This window comes from Streptomyces sp. PA03-3a, from assembly GCF_033792735.1.
In the GTDB taxonomy this organism is placed as follows: Bacteria; Actinomycetota; Actinomycetes; order Streptomycetales; family Streptomycetaceae; genus Actinacidiphila.
On record NZ_JARAVM010000018.1, the window covers coordinates 56,935 to 77,155 of the forward strand.

The 20,221-nt window shown below is 70.9% G+C and carries 15 protein-coding genes and 2 pseudogenes; 12 read left to right on the top strand and 5 right to left on the bottom strand.

The window, feature by feature from the left end; genetic code table 11:
- Positions 1-7: 7 nt before the first annotated feature.
- The 5 genes and pseudogenes from PV342_RS22085 to PV342_RS22105 form a co-directional block, all read left to right on the top strand.
- A complete protein-coding gene (locus PV342_RS22085; protein WP_500318479.1) occupies positions 8-1,384 on the top strand; it encodes an NtaA/DmoA family FMN-dependent monooxygenase in 1,377 nt (458 codons plus the stop codon).
- Positions 1,381-2,460 (top strand): LLM class flavin-dependent oxidoreductase, encoded by a 1,080-nt coding sequence (locus PV342_RS22090; protein ID WP_500318480.1) that lies wholly within the window; start codon positions 1,381-1,383, stop codon positions 2,458-2,460. Before PV342_RS22085 ends, PV342_RS22090 begins: the two co-directional genes overlap by 4 nt.
- A 14-nt stretch (positions 2,461-2,474) precedes the next feature.
- Entirely contained in the window at positions 2,475-3,602 is a 1,128-nt protein-coding gene (locus tag PV342_RS22095) for an LLM class flavin-dependent oxidoreductase (RefSeq protein ID WP_500318481.1), read from the top strand.
- 626 nt (positions 3,603-4,228) lie between these two features.
- Positions 4,229-4,942 (top strand): NPP1 family protein, encoded by a 714-nt coding sequence (locus tag PV342_RS22100; protein WP_400804937.1) that lies wholly within the window; start codon positions 4,229-4,231, stop codon positions 4,940-4,942.
- A 110-nt stretch (positions 4,943-5,052) separates the two neighbouring features.
- Positions 5,053-5,183 (top strand): annotated as a pseudogene (locus PV342_RS22105) (transposase family protein); the annotation flags it as partial.
- Between the two features lie 435 nt (positions 5,184-5,618).
- Here PV342_RS22105 and PV342_RS22110 read toward each other — a convergent pair.
- Entirely contained in the window at positions 5,619-7,082 is a 1,464-nt protein-coding gene (locus PV342_RS22110; protein ID WP_500318482.1) for an oxygenase MpaB family protein, read from the bottom strand.
- Positions 7,079-7,765, bottom strand: coding sequence for a polyprenyl diphosphate synthase (gene uppS, locus PV342_RS22115; RefSeq protein WP_400804770.1), 687 nt, complete (start codon positions 7,763-7,765; stop codon positions 7,079-7,081). Before uppS ends, PV342_RS22110 begins: the two co-directional genes overlap by 4 nt.
- A 1,269-nt stretch (positions 7,766-9,034) precedes the next feature.
- On the opposite strand from uppS, the gene PV342_RS22120 reads away from it, so the two are divergent.
- Positions 9,035-9,268, top strand: coding sequence for a type II toxin-antitoxin system HicB family antitoxin (locus PV342_RS22120; RefSeq protein WP_400804773.1), 234 nt, complete (start codon positions 9,035-9,037; stop codon positions 9,266-9,268).
- A gap of 1 nt (position 9,269) precedes the next feature.
- Entirely contained in the window at positions 9,270-9,641 is a 372-nt protein-coding gene (locus PV342_RS22125) for a toxin Doc (protein ID WP_089227234.1), read from the top strand.
- Positions 9,642-9,988: 347 nt separating this feature from the next.
- On the opposite strand, the gene PV342_RS22130 is transcribed toward PV342_RS22125, so the two are convergent.
- Positions 9,989-10,843 carry an NAD-dependent epimerase/dehydratase family protein gene (locus PV342_RS22130; protein WP_400804776.1) on the bottom strand — a complete coding sequence of 285 codons (855 nt, stop codon included), beginning with the start codon at positions 10,841-10,843 and terminating at the stop codon, positions 9,989-9,991.
- Between the two features lie 136 nt (positions 10,844-10,979).
- Between PV342_RS22130 and PV342_RS22135 the strand changes: the two genes are divergently transcribed.
- Entirely contained in the window at positions 10,980-11,828 is an 849-nt protein-coding gene (locus PV342_RS22135) for a helix-turn-helix transcriptional regulator (protein WP_400804778.1), read from the top strand.
- A gap of 98 nt (positions 11,829-11,926) precedes the next feature.
- Here the strand turns inward: PV342_RS22135 and PV342_RS22140 are convergent, their stop codons facing one another.
- Both PV342_RS22140 and PV342_RS22145 read right to left on the bottom strand, forming a co-directional pair.
- Entirely contained in the window at positions 11,927-12,538 is a 612-nt protein-coding gene (locus tag PV342_RS22140) for a TetR/AcrR family transcriptional regulator (RefSeq protein WP_400804781.1), read from the bottom strand.
- A 25-nt stretch (positions 12,539-12,563) separates the two neighbouring features.
- A pseudogene (locus tag PV342_RS22145) lies at positions 12,564-13,067 on the bottom strand (transposase); the annotation flags it as partial.
- Positions 13,068-14,165: 1,098 nt separating this feature from the next.
- On the opposite strand from PV342_RS22145, the gene PV342_RS22150 reads away from it, so the two are divergent.
- The 4 genes from PV342_RS22150 to PV342_RS22165 all read left to right on the top strand — a co-directional run bounded on the left by PV342_RS22150 (position 14,166) and on the right by PV342_RS22165 (position 20,155).
- Positions 14,166-16,079 (top strand): TOMM precursor leader peptide-binding protein, encoded by a 1,914-nt coding sequence (locus tag PV342_RS22150; protein ID WP_500318483.1) that lies wholly within the window; start codon positions 14,166-14,168, stop codon positions 16,077-16,079.
- 97 nt (positions 16,080-16,176) lie between these two features.
- Positions 16,177-16,350, top strand: a complete 174-nt coding sequence (locus PV342_RS22155; RefSeq protein WP_018560191.1) for a hypothetical protein — start codon at positions 16,177-16,179, stop codon at positions 16,348-16,350.
- A 333-nt stretch (positions 16,351-16,683) separates the two neighbouring features.
- A complete protein-coding gene (locus tag PV342_RS22160; protein ID WP_500318484.1) occupies positions 16,684-18,453 on the top strand; it encodes a TOMM precursor leader peptide-binding protein in 1,770 nt (589 codons plus the stop codon).
- Positions 18,454-18,529: 76 nt separating this feature from the next.
- The gene (locus PV342_RS22165; RefSeq protein WP_500318485.1) at positions 18,530-20,155 is read left to right on the top strand and encodes a SagB family peptide dehydrogenase; all 1,626 of its coding nucleotides are present in this window, start codon (positions 18,530-18,532) and stop codon (positions 20,153-20,155) included.
- The last annotated feature ends 66 nt before the right edge of the window (positions 20,156-20,221 follow it).

Genomic DNA, 20,221 nt, shown 5'->3' on the forward strand with positions numbered 1-20,221 from the left:
GTACGCCATGAGCAAGCCGCGCAAGCAGATCCATCTGGCCGCCCACTTCCCCGGAGTCAACAACACCACCGTGTGGAGCGACCCGCAGGCCGGCAGCCACATCGAGTTCGGCTCCTTCGCGCACTTCGCCTGGACCGCCGAACGCGCCAAGTTCGACTTCCTGTTCCTCGCCGAGGGCCTGCGGCTGCGCGAACAGGGCGGCAGAATCTACGACCTGGACGTGGTCGGCCGCCCCGACACCTTCACCGTCCTCGCCGCGCTCGCCGCCGTCACCGAACGCATCGGACTCACCGGCACCATCAACTCCACCTTCAACGAGCCCTACGAGGTCGCCCGGCAGTTCGCCAGCCTCGACCACCTCTCCGCGGGGCGCTCCGCGTGGAACGTGGTCACCTCTTGGGACGCCTTCACCGGGGAGAACTTCCGCCGCGGCGGATTCCTGCCCCAGCAGGAGCGCTACTCCCGTGCGAGGGAGTTCCTCGCCACCGCGGGGGAGCTCTTCGACTCCTGGCGCGGCGACGAGATCCTCGCCGACCGTGCGACCGGCGCCTTCCTGCGCGACGCGCGGGCCGGATCCTTCGTGCACCAAGGGCAGCACTTCGACATCCACGGGCAGTTCAACGTCCCGCGCAGCCCCCAGGGACGCCCCGTGATCTTCCAGGCCGGCGACTCCGAGGAGGGCCGGGAGTTCGCGGCAGCCGACGCGGACGCCATTTTCAGCCGGTACAACACGTTCGAGGAGGGCCGGGCCTTCTACCGCGACGTCAAGGGCCGGCTGCCCAAGTACAGTCGCAGCCCGGACCAGTTGCTGATCCTGCCCGCCGCGACCTTCGTCCTCGGCGACACCGACGCGGAGGCGGCCGAACTCGCCCGCGAGATAAGGCGGCAGCAGGTCAGCGGGGCCACCGCGATCAAGCACCTGGAGTTCGTCTGGAACCGCGACCTGTCCGCCTACGACCCGGACGGACCGCTCCCGGACGTCGACCCCGATCCCGGCGAGCACACCGTCGCGCGCGGCCGCGCCCAGGTGCGCATGTACCGCGACCCGCTGACCACCGCCCGCGAGTGGCGGGAGCTGGCCGCCGCCAACAAGTGGTCGATCCGCGACCTGGTCATCGAGACGGGCAACCGCCAGTCCTTCGTGGGCTCGCCGGCCACCGTCGCCAAGGTCATCGACGACTTCGTGCAGGCCGACGCCGCCGACGGCTTCATCCTCGTCCCGCACGTCACCCCGGGCGGCCTGGACGACTTCGCCGACACCGTCGTCCCGCTGCTCCAGGAACGGGGCGTGTTCCGCACCGACTACGAGGGCGCCACCCTGCGCGACCACCTCGGACTCGCCCATCCCGACGCCGAGACAGCGGCGGAGCGGGCCGCCTCGTGAGGTTCCTGGCCATCACCTTGATCGTGCACGCCCCGGACCCGGTGACCGGGGCGCTGAAGCCGACCGCCGCGCGTTTCCGCGAGGTGCTCGACAACGCGCTGCTGGCCGAGGAGTTGGGCTTCGACGGCTTCGGCGTGGGGGAGCGCCACGAGTGGCCGTTCCTCTCCTCCTCGCCGCCCGTCGTGCTCAGTCACATCGCCGCACTCACCTCCAGGATCCGGCTGTTCACCGCGGTGACCACGCTCAGCCTCCTCGACCCGGTGCGGGCCTACGAGGACTACGCGACGTTGGACCACCTGTCCGGCGGACGCCTGGAGCTGATCATCGGCAAGGGCAACGGGACGGCGCAGCGCGAGCTGTTTCACGTCACCCCCGAGGACCAGTGGGACCGCAACGCCGAGAGCTACGACGTGTTCCGCCGGCTCTGGCGGGAAGGGAGGGTGACCGCCGACACCCGGTTCCGTCCCGCGCTGAAGGATGCGCAGGCGTGGCCGCGGCCGCTGCAGCAGCAGATCCGGGTGTGGCACGGCAGCGCCACCAGTAAGGAGTCGGTGGACCTCGCCGCCCGCTACGGGGACCCCCTGTTCTCGGCGAACGTCACCCACCCCGTCGAGCCGTACGCGGAACTGGTCCGCCACTACCGCGAACGCTGGGTCCACCACGGTCACGACCCGGCCGGCATCGCGGTCGGCGCCGGGACGGCCGGCCTGTACGTCGCCCCTACCTCACAGGAGGCGGTCGCCGTCTACCGCCCCGTCTTCGAGGGGCAGTTGGCGTTCCAGAAGCGGCTCGGCCTGCAACCGGTCTTCCCGACTCTGGAGGACTTCTTGGCGCGCAGTTCGGCGCTGGTCGGCAGCCCGCAGCAGGTCGTCGACAAGGTCCACCGCTACCACGAGCGGTTCGGCCACACGGTGCTGCACGTCCACGCGGACGCGGGCGGGCTGTCCCGCGACCGGCACCGCCGCTCGCTCGAGCTCTTCCAGTCCGAGGTCGCTCCGGTGCTGCGGCGCGCCATCCCGGACCCGCCGTTCGCGTGGGGCCCGGCCCCATCCTCCCCCGAACCCGCCCATCGCTGAGGAGAACGCCCATCGTGTCCCGCACACCGCTCGGAGTCCTCGACCTCGTCCCGATATCCTCCGGCTCCACCGCCGCCGACGCCCTGCGCAACAGCATCGACCTCGCGCGGCGTGCGGAGGAATTCGGCTACGCCCGCTACTGGTTCGCCGAACACCACCTCAACCCCGGTGTCGCCGGCACCTCGCCCGCCGTCCTGCTGGCCCTCACCGCGGCCGCGACCTCCACCATCCGGCTCGGCTCGGGGGCCGTCCAGCTCGGCCACCGCACCGCCCTGTCCACCGTCGAGGAGTTCGGCCTCATAGACGCCCTGCACCCGGGGCGACTCGACCTGGGGCTCGGCCGTTCCGGCGGCCGCCCGCCGGGCGGCACGCCGGACCCGGTGCCGACCACGACACCCGTCGTGGACGGCCGCGCCCCCAACGGGCTGAGGATCCCGCCGAAGTTCTCCTTCAAGCACCTGCTCGACTCCCCGCGCATCGCGCTCCAGCGGCACCTGCTCCAGCAGCCCGGCGCCCGCTCCCAGGACTACGGCGAGCAGGTCGAGGACATCCTGGCGCTGCTGCGCGGCACCTACCGCTCGGCGGACGGCGTCGAGGCGCACGTCGTGCCGGGAGAGGGCGCCGACGTTCAGGTGTGGATCCTCGGCAGCAGCGGCGGCCAGAGCGCCGAGGTCGCAGGCCGCCACGGATTGCACTTCGCCGCGAACTACCACGTCAGCCCGGGCAGCGTCCTGGAAGCGGTCGACGGCTACCGCGCCGCCTTCCAGCCGGGCGGCGTGCTCGACAAGCCCTACGTCAGCGTCTCCGCAGACGTCGTCGTCGCGCAGGACGACGCGGCGGCCCGCGAGTTGGCCACCGGCTACGCCCCGTGGGTCCGCAGCATCCGGACCGCCGAGGGCGCCATCGAGTTCCCCACCCCGGCCCAGGCCCGGGCGCACCCGTGGACCAAGGCGGACCGGGCTCTGGTGGCCGACCGGGTCGAGACCCAGTTCGTCGGCTCGCCGCAGCGGGTGGCCGACCAGTTGGATCAGCTTCAGGAGGCCACTGCCGCGGACGAGTTGATCGTGACCACCATCACTCACTGCCACGAGGACCGGGTCCGTTCCCACCGGCTCCTGGCCGAGGAGTGGCACCGCCGCTGACGGGCTCGTGGGTGTCGAAGGCCATGAGTAACAGGGGGCCCTGGTGCCGCAGTCTTCCGTGCTGCGGCCTGTCGAGTCCCACTCGCTCCGCCTGCCGTGTGGTGGCGCCCGGTCAGGCGATTGCGCAGGGGCGACGCGCGGCGCCGGACGCAGCGCGCAACACGAAGGACGAGGAACCCATGCTCGACGGCCTGCGACAGGCTGAGGCCGGATGGCGCCGGCAGGCTGGGGGGACGCATGCATGGGTGCCAGTCGGTCACTCAATATACGGCGATGCTTAATTTCCCGGCTCTTCTCCTCACCCGAATCCATGACATGTCGGAAATGCCTATTTGGAAATGTGTGCTTGTGCCGCCGGATTGGGCTCGGATAACTTGTCGGCGCGTCAACAAGTGCAGGCAGCAGCGGAGATGACCGACCGGGATTCCGACGTGTCGGACACTTCGTCACACAGAGCCGTCAGTTCGCGGGCAGGGAATTCTGAACGGAACCCTTGCCCCCTTTTGTGTCGAGGAGTTCTCGTGCGCAGTCTTGGGCCGGCGAGAAAGAATCCCGCTGGAACGGCATCCACTACCGGTCGCTCCAACCGTCTCCGTCTGGGAGCCGTGGCGACCGCCCTGGGCGCGATGGCCGTCCTGGCCTTCCCCGCCGAGGCCAATGCCTCTGTCCTGCAGCTGTTGCCGCAGAACGCCGACGGCCTGGAGCAGTCCTTCTCCCCAGCGTATGACTACGACGGGGACGGCTGCTACGCCACCGCCGCCATCGGCGCCGATGGCACCCTCAATCCCGGCCTGAAGCTGGGTGGTGACGTCAACGGGCGCTGCCACGACTACGCCCAGCTGGCCAACGCCAACACGTATTCGCGCGAGAAGTGCAACAACGACTGGTGTGCCGTCGTGTACGCCAGCTACTTCGAGAAGGACCAGGCCACGCTCGGCCCTGCGGCCATCGGTCACACCCACGACTGGGAGCATGTCGTGGTCTGGATCCACAACAACCAGGTCGAGTACGTTTCGGTGTCCCAGCATTCCGGCTACCAGATCGCCGCCCGCTCGGGGATCCGCTTCGACGGTACCCACCCCAAGATCGTGTACCACAAGGACGGCGCCTCGACGCACTGCTTCCGCTTCGCCAACACCAACGACGAGCCCCCGGAGAACGCCACCGGCGGCTGGTTCTACCCCCGTCTCGTCGGCTGGGAGGGCTACCCGGCGGGCTTTCGCGACAAGCTCATGAATGCGGACTTCGGCTCGGCCACCATCAAGATCAACGACGCCCGCTTCAACTCCACTCTCGCCAATTCCAAGCCGTCTGGGATCCCTTTCGACCCCAACGCCTGACGTGTGCGCGGACGGCGATCCCGCGCGGATTGCCGTCCGCGCGGTCGCACGTCCGGGCTTCAGCCGGGGAATCGGCTCCTGGATGTTAGGGCGTGAAACGCCCTAACACGGCTGTGCACTGCCGGACGAACCTCACCATGCGGCAACTGGCGCCGCTCTTCGGGGTCTCCCGGCCACGGTGTGCATGGTCATCCAGCGGTTACGGCCCCTCCTCGCGCTGGGGCCGGCCGCACGTCCCGTATGGGTATTGGGGTGGGTATGTCGCGGTGGCAGGTGGGGCAGGCGCCGGCCCTCGCGTCCGACCACGGCGTGAGCGTCCGGCCCGGCCGCACCACGCGCTGGGCCGACCGGCCCCTGGACCGGCCCCTGGACCGGCTCCGGGGGCCGGGCGAAGGCGGCGGTCCGGGTCGCGCTGGCGACGGCCTTCTCGTTGCTTGTGCCGTGGCGGGCTGTTGCCTTCGCCGGGCCGCCGGGGCCGGGGTGCGAGGGCCGCCGCCCCCGGCCCGGTGCCTCACCACCTGACAGACGGCTGGGCCACGGTCGCGATGACACGGGCGCTCAATGGGGAGCACGCAGGCGCGGGGAACGTCTTCACCTGGACCGGCCAACGCGACGCGACCGGCACACGGTGGAAACGGCCACGCGCGTCCATGGGCGCCGACCTGTTACGAGTTCCTCAGGCGTCGGCAATGACGGGGTCATACGGGGTATTCGTGCGGCGGCCTGCCATGAACGAAAGGAAGTCGCCCACGAAGGCGCTGCGGCTGTAGGTGCCCTCGGTGGTGGTGAGGTCGCGGTGGAAGGCGGTGCGGAAGAGCGCCCGGTGCTCATCCGCGTCGATGGTCCCGCTACCGTCCTTGTCCGTGACGTGGAAGAGTACCTCGGCCACTCGGATGAGCGCGGGACTGGCGAGAGAGGGTACGGCGGCGGCGTACTCGTCGGCGCTGACTCGGCCGTCACCGTCCGTGTCGAGGGTGGCTTGGAGTTCGCGCCACCAGGCCGCGAAGGCGTCGTAGAGGCGGGTCTCCTCGGGTTCGTCCAGGTCAAGTCGGGTAGACAGTTCACGCGCCATGGCGGCGAGGTCAGGCCAGTCGAGGTGTCCGTCGCCGGTCTGGTCAAGCACTTGTCGGAAGAACTCTTCCGCGGAGCGCCGGTCGTTTCCCGAGGCGGCCGGGGGGACGGGGTCGGGGCCGGTGCCCCCGCTCAGTGGTGTGAGGAGGCGGAGCAGGGCCGATGCTCGCTTCAGGCGGGCGCGCAGCGCGGTCACGGTCCGGGCGCGTGGGTCCTTGCTGTCGGGCGAGAGGGAGAGGGCCTCGATGATGCTTTCGGCATCGACCCAGCCATCGGGCAGGAAACGGGTGAGCCCGGCGGCGAGGTAGGCGCCCTGCATGAGGGTCGGGGCGCCGGGCATCTCGGGCAGGCCGGCCTTGCGCCGGTAGGCCTCGGGGAGCGAGGCGACGGTGATCGCGCCGAGGAGCGGACCGACGACGGCCCGGCCGGCAGCCCACAGTGTCGGCGCGCCGTCGAGCAGTGCCGGGGCGGGCAGGTGGTCGAAGAGCCGGTAGAGGATGATCCGGGCTGCCTCGGTGTTCTCCAGCGCGGTTTCGACGACCCTGTCGAAGTACCGCCAGAAATCGTTGAGGTCCGTCGGGAGTTCCCCGGCGTCGCCGTCGAGCGCGGCGAGGAACGCGCGGTACTCGGCGTACATGGTCTCCATGGCGTCCTGGTTGAGCGGCTGGCCGCTCAGTCGGCACATGGTGACGGCGCTCTCGAAGAGGCTGGCGACCACCCAGGCGCGGGTCGCGCGGTCCATGGCATCGTAGGCGCGGCCGCGGGGGTCGGAGCCGCTCATGCGGGCGTGCAGCCTGTTGAGCCGGGCGGCTTCCCGTTCGCGCACCGCCGGGTCGGAGTCGAACATGCGGCGCATGCTGAGGAAGGTGTTGCGCAGCCGGCGCCAGGGGTGGGCGACGAAGGTGGAGTTGTCGGCGAGGGCGGCGCCGATCTGCGGGTGGGCGGCCTCCAGCACGGTAGCGCGGATCATGGCCAGCGCCCAGCGAGGGTCGTCGAAGAAGGCGCGGAACTGCGATTCCGGGCCAAACAGGGGTGTCTCGTCGGCCCTTCCCGTGGTTCCAGTCGTCATGACGGATCTCCGTTCGTCTGGGGCGGCACGCCGCCGTAGCGGCGGTCCCGGCGGCGGTAGGTGTGAAGGCAGGCGAGGAAGTCGGGGGCCCGGAAGTCCGGCCAGAGCACCTGGGGGAAGACCCACTCGGCATAGGCAACCTGCCAGAGCATGAAGTTGGAGATGCGCTGCTCGCCCGAGGTGCGGATGACCAGGTCCACGTCGGGGGTGTCGGGGAACGGCAGGTGGTCAGCGAAGCGCCGCTCGGTCACCTCGTCGGCGAGCGTTCCGCTGCGGATCAGCGACCTTGCGGCCTCGACGATGTCCCGGCGCCCGCCGTGGTCGAAGGCGATGGTCAGCGTCATCCCCCGGTTGTCGGCGGTCAGCGTCGACAGATCGTCGAAGTCCTGGGCCAGTTCACGCGGGATGCGCGGGTCTGCGGCCCCGAGGATGCGGCAGCGGATGCCGCGCGCGAGCAGCATCGGCGCATGTTTGCGCACAACTCGGCGAACCAGGCGCATCAAGTAGTTGACCTCGGTGCCGGGCCGGTTCCAATTCTCGGTGGAGAAGGCGTACAGACTCAGCCACTCGACGCCGGCTGCCCGGGCCGCCTCGATGATGTCGATGACGGTGGTCTCCGCAGCCTGATGGCCAGCAGTTCGGGGAAGCGCGCGCCGCTGCGCCCAGCGTCCGTTGCCGTCCATCACGCAGGCTACGTGCCGCGGCACCGTACGCACCGGCCCGTCGTCCCGCTGCTGGTCGTCGATGTGCTGTCGCCGACCCAGTCGGTTCCCCGTCGCCGCGCATGCGCGCTCGAGCCCGTGATCCGTCACACTCAGCCCCCATGTCGTCCGGAGCGGCACGGCCGGCCCTACCGCGCTCGGTCGCAGCCACCCCGTATCGCTCAGACGCACGCCCCACCGCGGCGTCCCTCCCCAGGAGTCTGACGGCACGGAAGGGTTCTGATCAGCCAAACAGGCGGCTGTCACCCTTGGCTCAAATGCCCGATTCTTTCTGGCGTCGGCGGCCTTCTCCGGTGACCACGATCGACACCCTCATCCGCATGCGCCGCCCTCGCCTCATGGACTGAAGGTGAGCCGAACCCGCCCTCGGCCTGCCGTGACTTGGCTGCGGGCGCCTACGACAGGGCCGCTGTTGCCGCGCTGAAGGCGCATCTGGCCGCGGCGGTGGATGCGGGGAACTGGTACGCAGGCGTCGTGCTTGCCGGCGGCGCTGGTGCGCGCCTGTGCCCGCGATGGGGTGACGACCAGGACTTCCTCGCCATGGACCTGACCGTCCTTGGTGCGGGAGGGGCCCACCTGGGCAGGCGCGCTGCCGCTGCCGTGGTCCGGCGACCGGGAGCCGGGCCCGCGCGGCACGGCCGTTTGGCTGCTCGGCTGCTTTCCCGACGCCGCCGACGTCGCGTGGGTGGCCCGTGCCGCAAGGGATGCGGACGGGAAGGTCCGCGCCGCGGCCGCGGGCACGCTCACCGGTCACGCATGGACCGACCCGCGCGCGGGGTGCCGGCCGTCCTGCTTGGCGATTCTTTGCCGTCCGCGCGCAGGACAGTCTCGGCTGGGTGCGCAGACCCGGCCTGTCGATCCGCGCTGCCGTCGACCACGGTGAGGCGCGGGTGCGCGAGCCAGGTCGCTTTGATCCGCTTCCTCCGGACGGAGGCGGGTCCCGATGGGGGGACGGGGACGGTTCCCGGGCGGCTCGGTGAGGACCTGGACGCGGATGTGCGCGAAAGGGCGAGGGCAGCCCTTCGGCGGCGGCACGGAACGGTCACCATCTGATCGGCGGGGTGCATCGGGACGCCAGGGCAAGAAGCACTTCAGCGGGGCGTGCGCCGGAGCGTGGGTGTCTTGCCCGGCGGGCCGGGTGCGAGAGCAGGTGGCCCCGGAGGGCTTGTGGCCGCCTTGCTGCCGCGATCACCCCCACCCTCGTATAGCGGCGTGCTATACAATGGGGGCATGACGAAGCAGATCAATATCCGGCTCGACGACGCCGTTCATGCCCGTCTGGTCGCGCGCGCCGAGGCCGAGGGCACCACGGTGACGGCTTTGATCACACAGGCCGCCGAGCGCGACCCCCGCCTCGACGACGGGGCCGCCACGGCCGCTGCGTTCCTTGCCAAGCACGCCGCAGAGTTCGCCGAGGCGTTCCCGGAAGAGGAACCGGACAGCGCCGACGGACGGGCCGCCTGAGGTGGAGCTGCAGGTCGACATCCGCTGGCTGCTGGAACGCCAGGCCGAGGTCCTGCCGAAGGAGCCGTCGGTCCATGACTTCTCCGGTCTGGTCGCGGCGGTCGCCCGGCACCGGGTCAATGCTCCGAGGCTGGACTACACCGTGGACGCAGCCTGGCGTGCGGCAGCACTCTTCCACGAGATCGTCTCGGTGCGCCCGCTGCCGGCTCGCAACGCGATGTACGGGGCGTTGATCGCGGTGGCCTACATGGCAGCGTCCGGCGAAGCCGTCGACGCTCCCTACGGGGCCCTCAGCGACCTTGCGCAACAGGTACGTACCGGGCACGCGGACGTCTACGCGTGTGCGGACCAGATCCGCCGCTGGCGGCTGTGAACCGCCGGCGGCGGTACGCGGAACGCGCGGCAGCGAGGACGGTTTGCTGACCATCCCGTAGTCCGCTTCCCCGGCGTCGGGCCGTGCGCCTTCTGCCGCTGTGACTCCGGTGTCGTGGTCGGCTTCGGCCGGGGGGTGACGGCATCTGTTCTGCGAGGCATCAGCCGCGGCAGCCCCCGCGACCGGGGCTGCCGCGGCCGATGCCTCGCAGCTCTGCCGGCCTGCCAGATCGCCTCGATTGCGGTGACGTCAAGTCGATAGCACCGCCTCTGCGCCCCGCAGAAACCTGAGCCGCACCCCCACCCCTGGGGCGGATCAGAGGGTGGACCAACCTCGCGCAGTGACCGTCACAGGGCTCCTGCGTCCCGGGCCGTCCAGACGCTCGGGTAGATCGGCCGGAAGCCGAGTTCCCGGCGGATGCGCTGGTTGGACGTGATCCCGAACCACGGGTCGGGGTCCGTGAGCTCGTGGAGCCCTGCGGGCACCTCGACGCCGTTGAGCTGATAGAGCTCGACCGTCGTGACGGGTGCGTCATCGGCGATGTTGTAGATCCGGCCGGCGATGCCCGGCGCGTACAGCAGACGCATCAGACCCTGGGCGACGTCCGCGTGGTGGGCCATCTGCAGGCGTTGGTGCGGCGCCCAGCCGGCTGCCCAGTGCAGGGAGTTGGCGAGGTGCGGGTCGCCCTCGCCGTAGACGAAGGGGAGCCGTCCGATGCGTACGTCCAGGCCCTTGAGCGCAAGCAGTTCACGCTCGGCCTCGGCCTTGGACTCGGGGTAGGCGCCCCACATCTCGCCGCCCGGCCGGCTCTCGTCCTCCTCGGTCAGGGGGCGGCCCCGTCCGACGCCGTACACATTGTTCGTGCTGACCTGCACGAACCGCTCCACGCCGGAGGCCTGCGCGGCACGGCCCAGGGCCACCGCGGCGTCCCGGTTGACGGCCCACGCCTCCTCGTCCGGAACCCCGCGGAAGGAGGCGGCGACGTTCACAACGGCGTCCACGCCGACGAGCGCCTTGCCGAGTGTCTCCTCGTCGCGCATGTCTCCCACGGCGACCTGTGCGCCCAGCTCCGCGAAGCGCTCGCCGCGGGTTTCATCCCGTACCAGGACCCGCACCTGCTCGCCCGGCTGCCGCTGGGCCAGCAGCCTCGGCACGAAGCGGCGTCCGACCTGTCCCGTCGTACCGGTCACCAAAGTCAGCATGATGTGCTCCTCACGCACTGTGTCGCCTGTCGTTGATGACCAGCCTCGGCGGACGCGGGAACGACCGGGAGAGACCTCTTGATCGGGGGATCGGCAGTCCCTGGATAATCCGTCCGGCCTCCCGCACCCTGAAGAGGTGAACCGAGGCGAACTAGCCGATTTCCTGCGCCGCGCTCGCGCCCGCCTGGACCCCTCCGACGTGGGCCTCACGGCCGGCGCCCGCCGCCGTACGCCGGGGCTGCGCCGCGAGGAGGTGGCCAACTTGGCCGGCATGTCCGTGGACTACTACACGCGGCTGGAACAGTCCCGGGGCCCGAGGCCGTCCCGTCAGATGGTCACCGCGCTGGCCCGCGCCCTGCGCCTGACGGAGGACGAACGCGACCACCTCTTCCACCTCACCGGTGAACAGCCGCCGCGCCAGGAGGCGACCAGCACGCACGTGCGCCCGGGCCTGCTCCTGGTGCTGGACCGGCTGCACGACACCCCGGCGATGGTGGTGACCGACTGCGGCGAGGTCCTGGCCCAGAACGCGCTGTCACGGGCGCTGAGCGGGGACGTCCTCGCCCGACCGCCCCGAGGACGCAACATGATCCGCCGCTTCTTCCTGGACCCGGCGGCCCAGGAACTGTTCCCGCCTGAGGACCGCCCCGAGCGCGCCCGCGAGCAGGTCGCCGGCCTGCGAGCGGTGGCCTCGGCCCGCCCCACGGACCCCGAACCCGCCTCCCTCGTCGCCGAACTACGCGCCGCCAGTGAAGAGTTCGCCCGCCTCTGGGACGAACACGAGGTCGCCGTACGCCGCGCCGGCACGAAACGCTTCAGGCACCCTGCGATCGGCATCCTCGAGCTCGACTGCGAGGTCCTCGTCAACTCCGACCACAACCAGCAACTCGTCATCCACACTGCCCGCCCGGGCACGGAGTCGTACCAGCGCTTGCAGTTGCTGCGGGTGGTGGGCTTGCAGGACCTGACGCCGACGAGCTCCTGAACGTGTGCGCGCGTCGGCACCAGGCCCGTATGGCCCACGATGCGTAGGCCTTACCAGGACGGCCAGGGCCGTAACCCCCAGGCGCCTTCTCTGTGCGCTCACCTGGCGTTCCCCGAGAGCGCTCCCTGCAGGAAAACCTCCACCAGTTCCTGCGGGGTCAGGTCCGGCTCGCTCTCTGTACGCGGCTGGGTGAAAAGCAACCCGAGGAAGAGGGCCGCGATCTGCTCCGGCGGCCGGCGCAGGGCGACCTTGTCGGGCTCCAGCACCTCCGCAAGTGCCGCGCGGATACGGGTCATCGACTCGTCACGACCCGCTCCGCGTACCGTGCCGGGGTGCTTGCCGCCGCGATGCCCCAGCGAGCCGAGGATCGCGCCCATCCTTGACGTGTGCGCCTGCAGTGCCTCGGCTGCCTCCGCGAGCCGGTCGGACAGCGGCTGGGACAGGTCGATCCCGTCGAGCTCGCGGATCGCGTGGTCGGGGGAGAGCGCCTTGGCCACGCATGCCTGGAGCAGCTCGTCCTTGTCGGTGAAGACTCGGAAGATCGTGCCTTCGCCAATGCCTGCTGCACGGGCGATCTTCGCGGTCGTTACCGCGGCGCCGTACTCGGCGATCAGGGGAATTGCGGTCTGGATGATCATTTCGCGGCGTTGCTCCGGCGACATGCTGGGGGCGCGGCGGCGAGTGGTCTGGTCTTCTTTGGGTGCTGTCATGACCCCGAGCATACGGAGTGAGTGCTCACTCCGTCAATGAGTGAGCACTCACTCCGTGCACCTCGTTGAGGGTCAGGCCGGTGCCGGCTATGAAGCCGTCGAGGGTGTGGGGCCGGTACTGCAGGCGTTTGAGCCGGTTGCGGACGAGGGTCTCAAGGCGGTCGAGGGCGACGACGGCGAGGTTGGCCAGGCTGCGTTTGACGTGTGCCCATACCCACCCGACGGGGTTGAGATCGGGTGAGTGGGCGGGCAGAAGGAACACCGTCAGCCACTCGCGCTCGGAGACGTGGGTGTTCAGACGGTCCCGGACCAGCACGATGGGTGCCTTGACGAGATGATGGGCGCCGTCGATCAGTGCGATGAAGTCCCGTTCGCCCATGCTGCGACGTGCGCCGTTGCCCGCTCGGTGACTGCGCAACCGGTGGCACAGTCTCGTGCGCGAGCCCGGCCGTATCGCGATCAGTCCGGCAACCGACAGGCGTCCCGAGCGGCGGCCGCTGACGGTCACGACCGGGGTGTGTCCGCCGGTTCGCCCGCATCGGCTGGGCAGGGCGTTTGGTACACGGTCGCCAAGGACCGGACGTTCTTGCATCTGTGGTGCCTGCAGGGCGCGGCCTGAGGTGGAATCGGTTCGGCCGGTTAGAGGTTTCCGGATTCGCCGGCGCGGCCGTTGGCGACGCGGTCGTACTCGGCGGGGCGGTCGACCCACACGTAGTCGGTATCCGCTGCACGCACGCGGTGAGGCCCGGCCCGTGGTGACCGACTCAACCAGCGTGCGAGGCAGGTCCAGCCATGACCGTCCCGTGCGGGACTTGACGAAGCCGTCCGGGGGCGCGATGCCTCCTTCCGGTAAGGGTGCGTCACCGGGGTGCGACCGCCGCGCAAGACCGCTTCATCCCGGCCCGCGCACCTCTGCCCTGACGGGCGACTGAAATCGCGGCGAAATACCGGGAAGCGGCAGGGTTCTTGTGCCGCTCCCGGGCCTTGCCGCTCACCGTCCCCAGGAAAGCGGACCGCCGGAGAGGAGAAAGTGCGGAATGTCGTTGCCGGCGCCTTGGTGTACGCAAGGAGACGCGCGCTGGGCAGTTCGCGAGCCTCCTCGTCTCCTGGCGTGTGCGCCGTTCCCGGAGCATCGGGGAGTGGTCGCCACGCGAAGAAATTTCGGCGGTCCGGGCACGGAGAAGCCACAGGGATCCCACAGGTCAACGTCGGGACGACCCCCGGCGGCGGGGCGCCCGGCGGGTGCATGGTGCGAGGACCCGGGTCGAGACCATTGACGTCCCATCCAGGGATGCTCCACACTTCCCCACGTGGACGCGGGTAGAACTGTCCCCGTGTCCCGAAGGCGCACACCATGGTCCGAAGGTGCACACCCTACGGGGGCGGCATGCGAACGGTTGGCGAAACGCGTCTCCTCGACATAAGACCCCGGCTGCGGAACGATGTTGTCTTCCTCCGCGTCGACACCGGGATCTACTTACGCAGTTCCGATACTTCATGCGTCCTCAAAGGCGCAGGCGCATATGAATGGATGTCGGCCCTCGGCCCCCGGATGAACGGCGCGTCCAGTGTTGCCGAGTTATGTGAGGGCCTGGACGAGAGTCGGCGCAGAACCGCTGTCGCATTGATGAAGGCCCTTCTCGACAAGGGATTCGCCCGCGACGTCCCGCAATCCGACGACAAGGTCCTGGATTCCACGACAGCGGAATTGTTCGCGCCGCAGGTCAATTTCATCGAGCACTTCATGCACGCGGACCAGCGGACACCGCAGGAGCTGTTCGCCCGGTTCCGCTCTTCACGCGTCCTGGTCAGCGGCCCGCCCGGGGACGTCCTTGCGGCGGCCGTCCGCGGCCTGCTGCGCAACGGCCTGGCCGAGGTCTTCGTGGACGACGCCTCCTGGGGGCGCGAGTTCGACGGTGAGATCGCCCGTCTCGCCGATGCCGGCACCCCGGCCAAGGTCGTCGTCCTGCCCCTGCCACCCGCGGACCTGGCCGCGTTCGACGTGGTCGTGTGCGCCGTCGACGGCGCACACAGCCGCGGCCTGCTCGATCTGACCAAGCGCGTCCACGGTGCCGAGGCAGGACCGCGGCTGCTTCCCGTCGTGTCGGACCGGACCCGGGTGGTGGTGGGTCCCATCAGCGGGCCCGCGGATCAACCGTGCTGGTTGTGCGCGCAGTTGAGGCTCTCCGCCAACTGCGACCCCCGGCTCGCGGCGGACTACTGGCGCGCCCTGGCGGTCGGTCCGGCCGCGGGCGAGCCCGAGCACGGCAGCGCGGTCGCCCGGAGCATGGTGGGCAACGCGGTGGCGTTCGAGATCTTCCGGCTGGGCAGCGGACAATTGCAGCCCGACGACCAACGGCACGCGGTGATCCAGGACCTGACCACGCTGGAGTCCCGGCGTGAGCGGGTGCTGCCGCATCCGGGATGCCCGCTGAGACACGCACGGGTGGATTCGGACGGGAACGGTCCCACCCGGCCGGCGGATGACAGCGAGGCCTACGGCCGGGCGGCCGTCCTGGTCTCCCCGGACGTCGGCGTGATGTCCGGATGGGCTGACGAATCGTTCAAGCAGATACCGCTCAAGATGGGCCGGGTGCGGCTGGGCCCCGCCGGGGCGCTGACCGACGGGCACCGCGAGATCGCCGCGTTCGACACCGACACGATCCTGGTCGCACGGACCCGCGCGGTGCGGGCGGCGGTGAGCTGCTACGTGGGCCGGCTGGGGCCCGTCGGGGCGGCGGGCACGAGCGCCGACGAAGCGGCGGCCTTGCTGCCCGCCGGGCGGCTGGAGGTGTTCGGCGGCCTGGCGGGGGAGCGGGAGTGGTCCGGGGGCATCACGACACCCGCGGTGTCGCTGCACGACGGCAGCACGTGGCTCGTGCCCGCCGCGGCCGCCTATCCGCTCTCCCCGGCCAACGCCCGGTTGCGCTTCGAGCCCACCTCGGCGGGTGCGGCGGCGGACTGGACACTCGAGGCCGTGCGGGAGCAAGGACTGTGTTCGGCGCTGGCCTACCGCGGCCTGGTCCGCGCCCTGACCCGTGAGACCCCCGCCACCCGCGTGGGCGACTCCCTGCTCGCAGGCGACGACGAAGTGGCGTTCGCCCTGGGCAGCCTGCGTCACATCGGCCGCGAGGCCCGGGTGTACGCGCTGCCCGGCGCAGCGCCCGCCTTCACGGTGCTCGCCGTCGTCGAGGGCGGCGAGGAGGGGGCGGCCGACTGGGCCGTCGGCTCGGCTCTGTCGGCACGGGCCGCCCTGCGCGACGCGGTGCGCGACGCGGTAGGCCTCGCCGTCAGCCGGCACTACGAGGGTACGCCGGCGGACCCGGGCGACCCGCTGTTGGCCGATCTCGACCCCAGGGCGCTCCTCGAAGGCGAAGGCGTGGCGGAGTGGTCCCTCGACGGGCCCGCGACGCCGGTGCCCCAAGCGCTCGCACGGCTCGACGCGGACGGCACCCGCGCGCTGTTCGTCGAGACCACCACGATCGATCTGCACGCAGTCCGAGGAATGGTCACCGGCACGGTCCTGCTCGCCGCGCAGTAGGTGACCCCGGACTGACGCGCCCGCACCGGGCGCGCCACGGTTCCCGGAACGACCGTTCCGGGGTGACATCCCCACCACACCCATGGGAAGGATCGCCATGTCAGTTGAGCTCAAGGACGAGCTGAGCGCTCTGGAGAGCGCGACGTTCGAGATCGAGGAGATGACCGACGAGTCGGTCGAGCTGGCCTGGTCCAGCTCCAGTTGCTCCTGCTCCAGCTGCTGCTCCTGCAGCACCAGCTCCTGCTGCTCCTGCAGCTCCAGCACCAGCTGACCGCCGGCCGGCTGATCAGGGCGGGTCGCCCCGGTCTCCGGACGGACCGCCCGGCGTGACGATTGCAGCTGCTCGCAGGGCCGGCACCCTCGGCCGTGCGAGCAGCTGTTTCACCCACCCGCGTACCAAAGAGCGTCTGAGTGGACGGATGACTTTGTGGTGTCGAACGCAATGACGGTCACGGCAGTCTCGGATGATCCAAGGGCACGGGCCGCCGATGTCCTGCGTGCTCACCTGAACGGACGGGCTCCCGCTGGGGTCGAGGTCGACGTCCGGGTACTCGGACTGCCCGAGGCGGCCGGGGAGCAAGGACCGCCACCGAAGGACGGACTGGTGTACCCGGTGCGCCTGTACGCGGGGACCGTGCTGCTCGGACCCCTCCACCGGGCGGACGGGAGGAGCCGTCCGTGCGGCCGGTGCCTGGACCGGCGCTGGCTGGCGCTGCGCCCGGTCGAGGAACGCAGGGCCGTCGAGGACGGGGCCGATTTCGTCGCCGGCGGTGAACCCGGCCTCGTGCCGCTCGTGCTGGACCACATCGCGCAGCTCGTGGCCGCGGAGACGGCCGGCGCCGAGCTGCCACCCGGGGACCGGCGGATCGGCCGGATCGTCGAGCTGCGGACCCGCGACCTGGCCGTCACCCGCCACGAGCTCATCGCCGACTCCGAGTGCGAGCGGTGCGCCACCCCACTGCCCGACACCGCCGAGGGCGCGGTGCTGCCCCTGCGGGCACGGCCGAAGTCGAGCCCGGTGAGCTACCGGGGAGCCGCCGCGGGCGACCTTCCACTGCCGGTAGGCGGATACGTCAACGAGGTCTGCGGAGCGCTGGCGAGCGCGGCCCGCCGCGTCTACCAGTGCAGCGCGACCCTGCCGGTCAGCGGCTACTTCCGGGTGCGCAGCAAGTACGACTTCCACGAGATGTGGTGGAGCGGGCAGTCGCAGAGCTCGGTGAGCAGCGAACGGTACGGGATGCTGGAGGGGCTGGAACGCTACGCGGGCCAGTTCCCGCGGGCCAAGCGCCCGACGGTGTACGCAAGTTACCGCGACCTGGCGCCGGACGCCCTCGACCCCGCGGCCCTGGGTGCGTACCGGCCGGAGTTCTACGCCGGACACCGTGACTACTACCAGCCGTACACCCCGGACACCCCGACCCACTGGGTGTGGGGCTACTCCTTCGGCGGCCGGCGGCCGGTGATGGTGCCGGAGCAACTGGTGTTCTACCTCGACCGCCGTCCGGACCGGAAGTTCGTGCAGGAATGCTCCAACGGCTGTGCCAGCGGCACCAGTACGGAGGAGGCACTGCTGCACGGCATGCTCGAACTCATCGAGCGGGACGCCTTCCTTCTGTGCTGGTTCGCCGGGGCGAGGCTGCCCGAGATCGACCAGGCGACCATCGCCGACGAGGAGGTCCGGTTCGTGCTGGACCGCGTGGCGCGGCTGGGCTACCGGATGCGCCTGTTCGACATGCGGGTGGACGTTCCCGTACCCGCGGTGATGGCGGTCGCCGAGCGGCTGGACGGGGGGCTGGGCACCCTGTGCTTCGCGGCCGGTGCCAGCCTCGATCCCGTCGAGGCGGTGCGTGCCGCGATCTCCGAGACCGCCTCGTACATCCCCGGCATGGACGAACGGGTGGCGGCCAAGCTGCCGGCGCTGCGGGAGATGGCGGCCGACTACGGCCGTGTGCACGAACTGACGGACCACGCCCTGCTGTACGGTCTGCCGGAGATGGCGCACGTGGCCTCGTTCCTGCTGGACGCCGCGCCGGCCCGGTCGATGGGCGAGTTGTACGACCCCTGGCTCGCCCAGCGGCCCGCGACGCTGGACCTGGCCGACGATGTCCGGTTCGTGATGGAGCGGCTGCGGGACGTGGGCAGCGACGTGGTCGCCGTGGACCAGACGTGCCCGGAGCAGGACGGCACCGGTATCCGCACCCTGTGTGTGCTGGCGCCCGGACTGGTGCCGATCGACTTCGGCTGGGAGCGGCAGCGCGTACTGGGCCATCCGCGGCTGCGGGCCTACCTCGACGGCCGCCTGGCCGAGATCCACTCCCGCGCGGAGGGCTTCGGTCCCACCGGCCTGAATCCCAGGCCGCACCCCTTCCCGTGAGCCGTTCCCTGTGACCCGTCATGCGCGGACGGGCCCCGATCGTGGGCCGGACACGTCCGGCGAAGGAGGAGAGTCCGTGTCCGAGGACCGAACGCGGGTCGTGAGCGACTATGTGGAGTCGGTGTTCCGGCGCGGCCGGGAGCCGATGGAGCCGGTCGGTTTCACCCCCGACTGGGAGGACCAGCCGTCACGGCACAAGACCTACCTGGGAGTGCGGCGTTTCCCTGTGCCGCCGGGCGTCGGCCGGCCGCTGGCGCCCACCGCGGACGTCGTCCTCAAGGCGCCGCCGCCCGGCCCGGGGCCGCTGTGGACCGTCGGGTCCCTGGCGTCGCTGCTGCGGCTGTCCTGCGGAGTGCTGGACCGAAGGCTGCGGGTGAACTGGAACCAGGACAGCCATGTGCGGGTGCTCTACCCGGAGGCGCTGTGGGGGCGGGGCAGCGCCTCCGGCGGGGGGATGTACCCGCTGGAGGTGTACTGGGTGGCGGGTCCGTCCGGTCCGCTGGCTCCCGGGGTCTACCACTATGCGACGGCGCACCACGCGTTCGAGCGGCTGGTGGCGGGCGACCTGACCGCCGAGGTCCGGGACGCCTGCGCCGGGGCCGGGACGGCGGACGGCTTCCTCCTGGTGACCGTGCGGTTCTGGAAGAACGCGTTCAAGTACAACAGCTTCTGCTACCACGTGGTGACCCAGGACGCGGGTGCCCTGCTGGGGTGCTGGGAGCTGATCGCCCGGGCGACGGGGCGACGGCTCTCGCGGGTGCTGTGGTTCGACGACGAGCGGCTCAACCGGCTGCTGGGGCTCGTGACGGACGAGGAGAGCGTGCTGGCCGTCGTCCCGCTGCCGTTCGGCCCGCCAGGCGCGGGCGCGGGCCCGGAGTCGATTGCCGGAGCGGGCGGCACCGCGGGCCGCGGCGGTCCGGTCGACCGCCCGAGCTTCGAACGGTCGGCGCGGACCAGGACGTTCGAGCAGGTACGGCAGGTACACCGGGCGGTCCTGGACGACCGCCGTGCGCGCCCCGACCCGGCGGTGGCGCGGCGCCTGGTGCCGCTGCCACGTGAGCTCGGCGGCGAGGTGGAGCTGCCGCGGCCCCTGGACGGCCGGCTCGGCACGGACCTGGGCGAGGTCCTGCGCCGCCGGCGCACCAGCTTCGGCTCGTTCGTGGGGTCCCGTCCGCTGGGCCTGGACGAGTTGGCGACCGTGCTGGCCGGCACCGTGTCGGCGCAGAGGTACACCGCGGATGCGGTGCCGGAGGACGCCGGCCTGACGGGGCTCTACGTGCTGGCGAACCGGGTGGCGGGGCTGCCCGCCGGGAGCTACCGCTACGACGCGGGCGGCAAGCGGCTGCAGGTGGTGCGGCAGGGGCCGATCGCCGGGACGCTGCAGCGCAGCTACTACCTGAGCAACTACAACCTGGAACAGGTCGGCGCCGTGCTCGCGATCTCGGGCCGATGGCGCAGCACTCTGGAGGCCTTCGGCAGTCGCGGCTACCGCGTGCTGAACGCGGAGGTGGGGGCGCTGTCGCAGACCGCGTACACCGTCGCGGCGGCGCTCGGCGTGGGCTGCGGCGTCGTGCTCGGCTTCGACAACATCGCGATCGACGAGGCGGTCGGTCTCGACGGCAGTGACGAACGCACCTTCCTGTTCGTGCTGCTCGGGCACGAACGCACTGACCGCGCGGACTACGACTACCGGCTGGCATGAAAGGGACGATCCGTGATATCCAGCGCGATACCCTCGGCGGCCTCTCCCTCGGAGCTCGCCGCGACT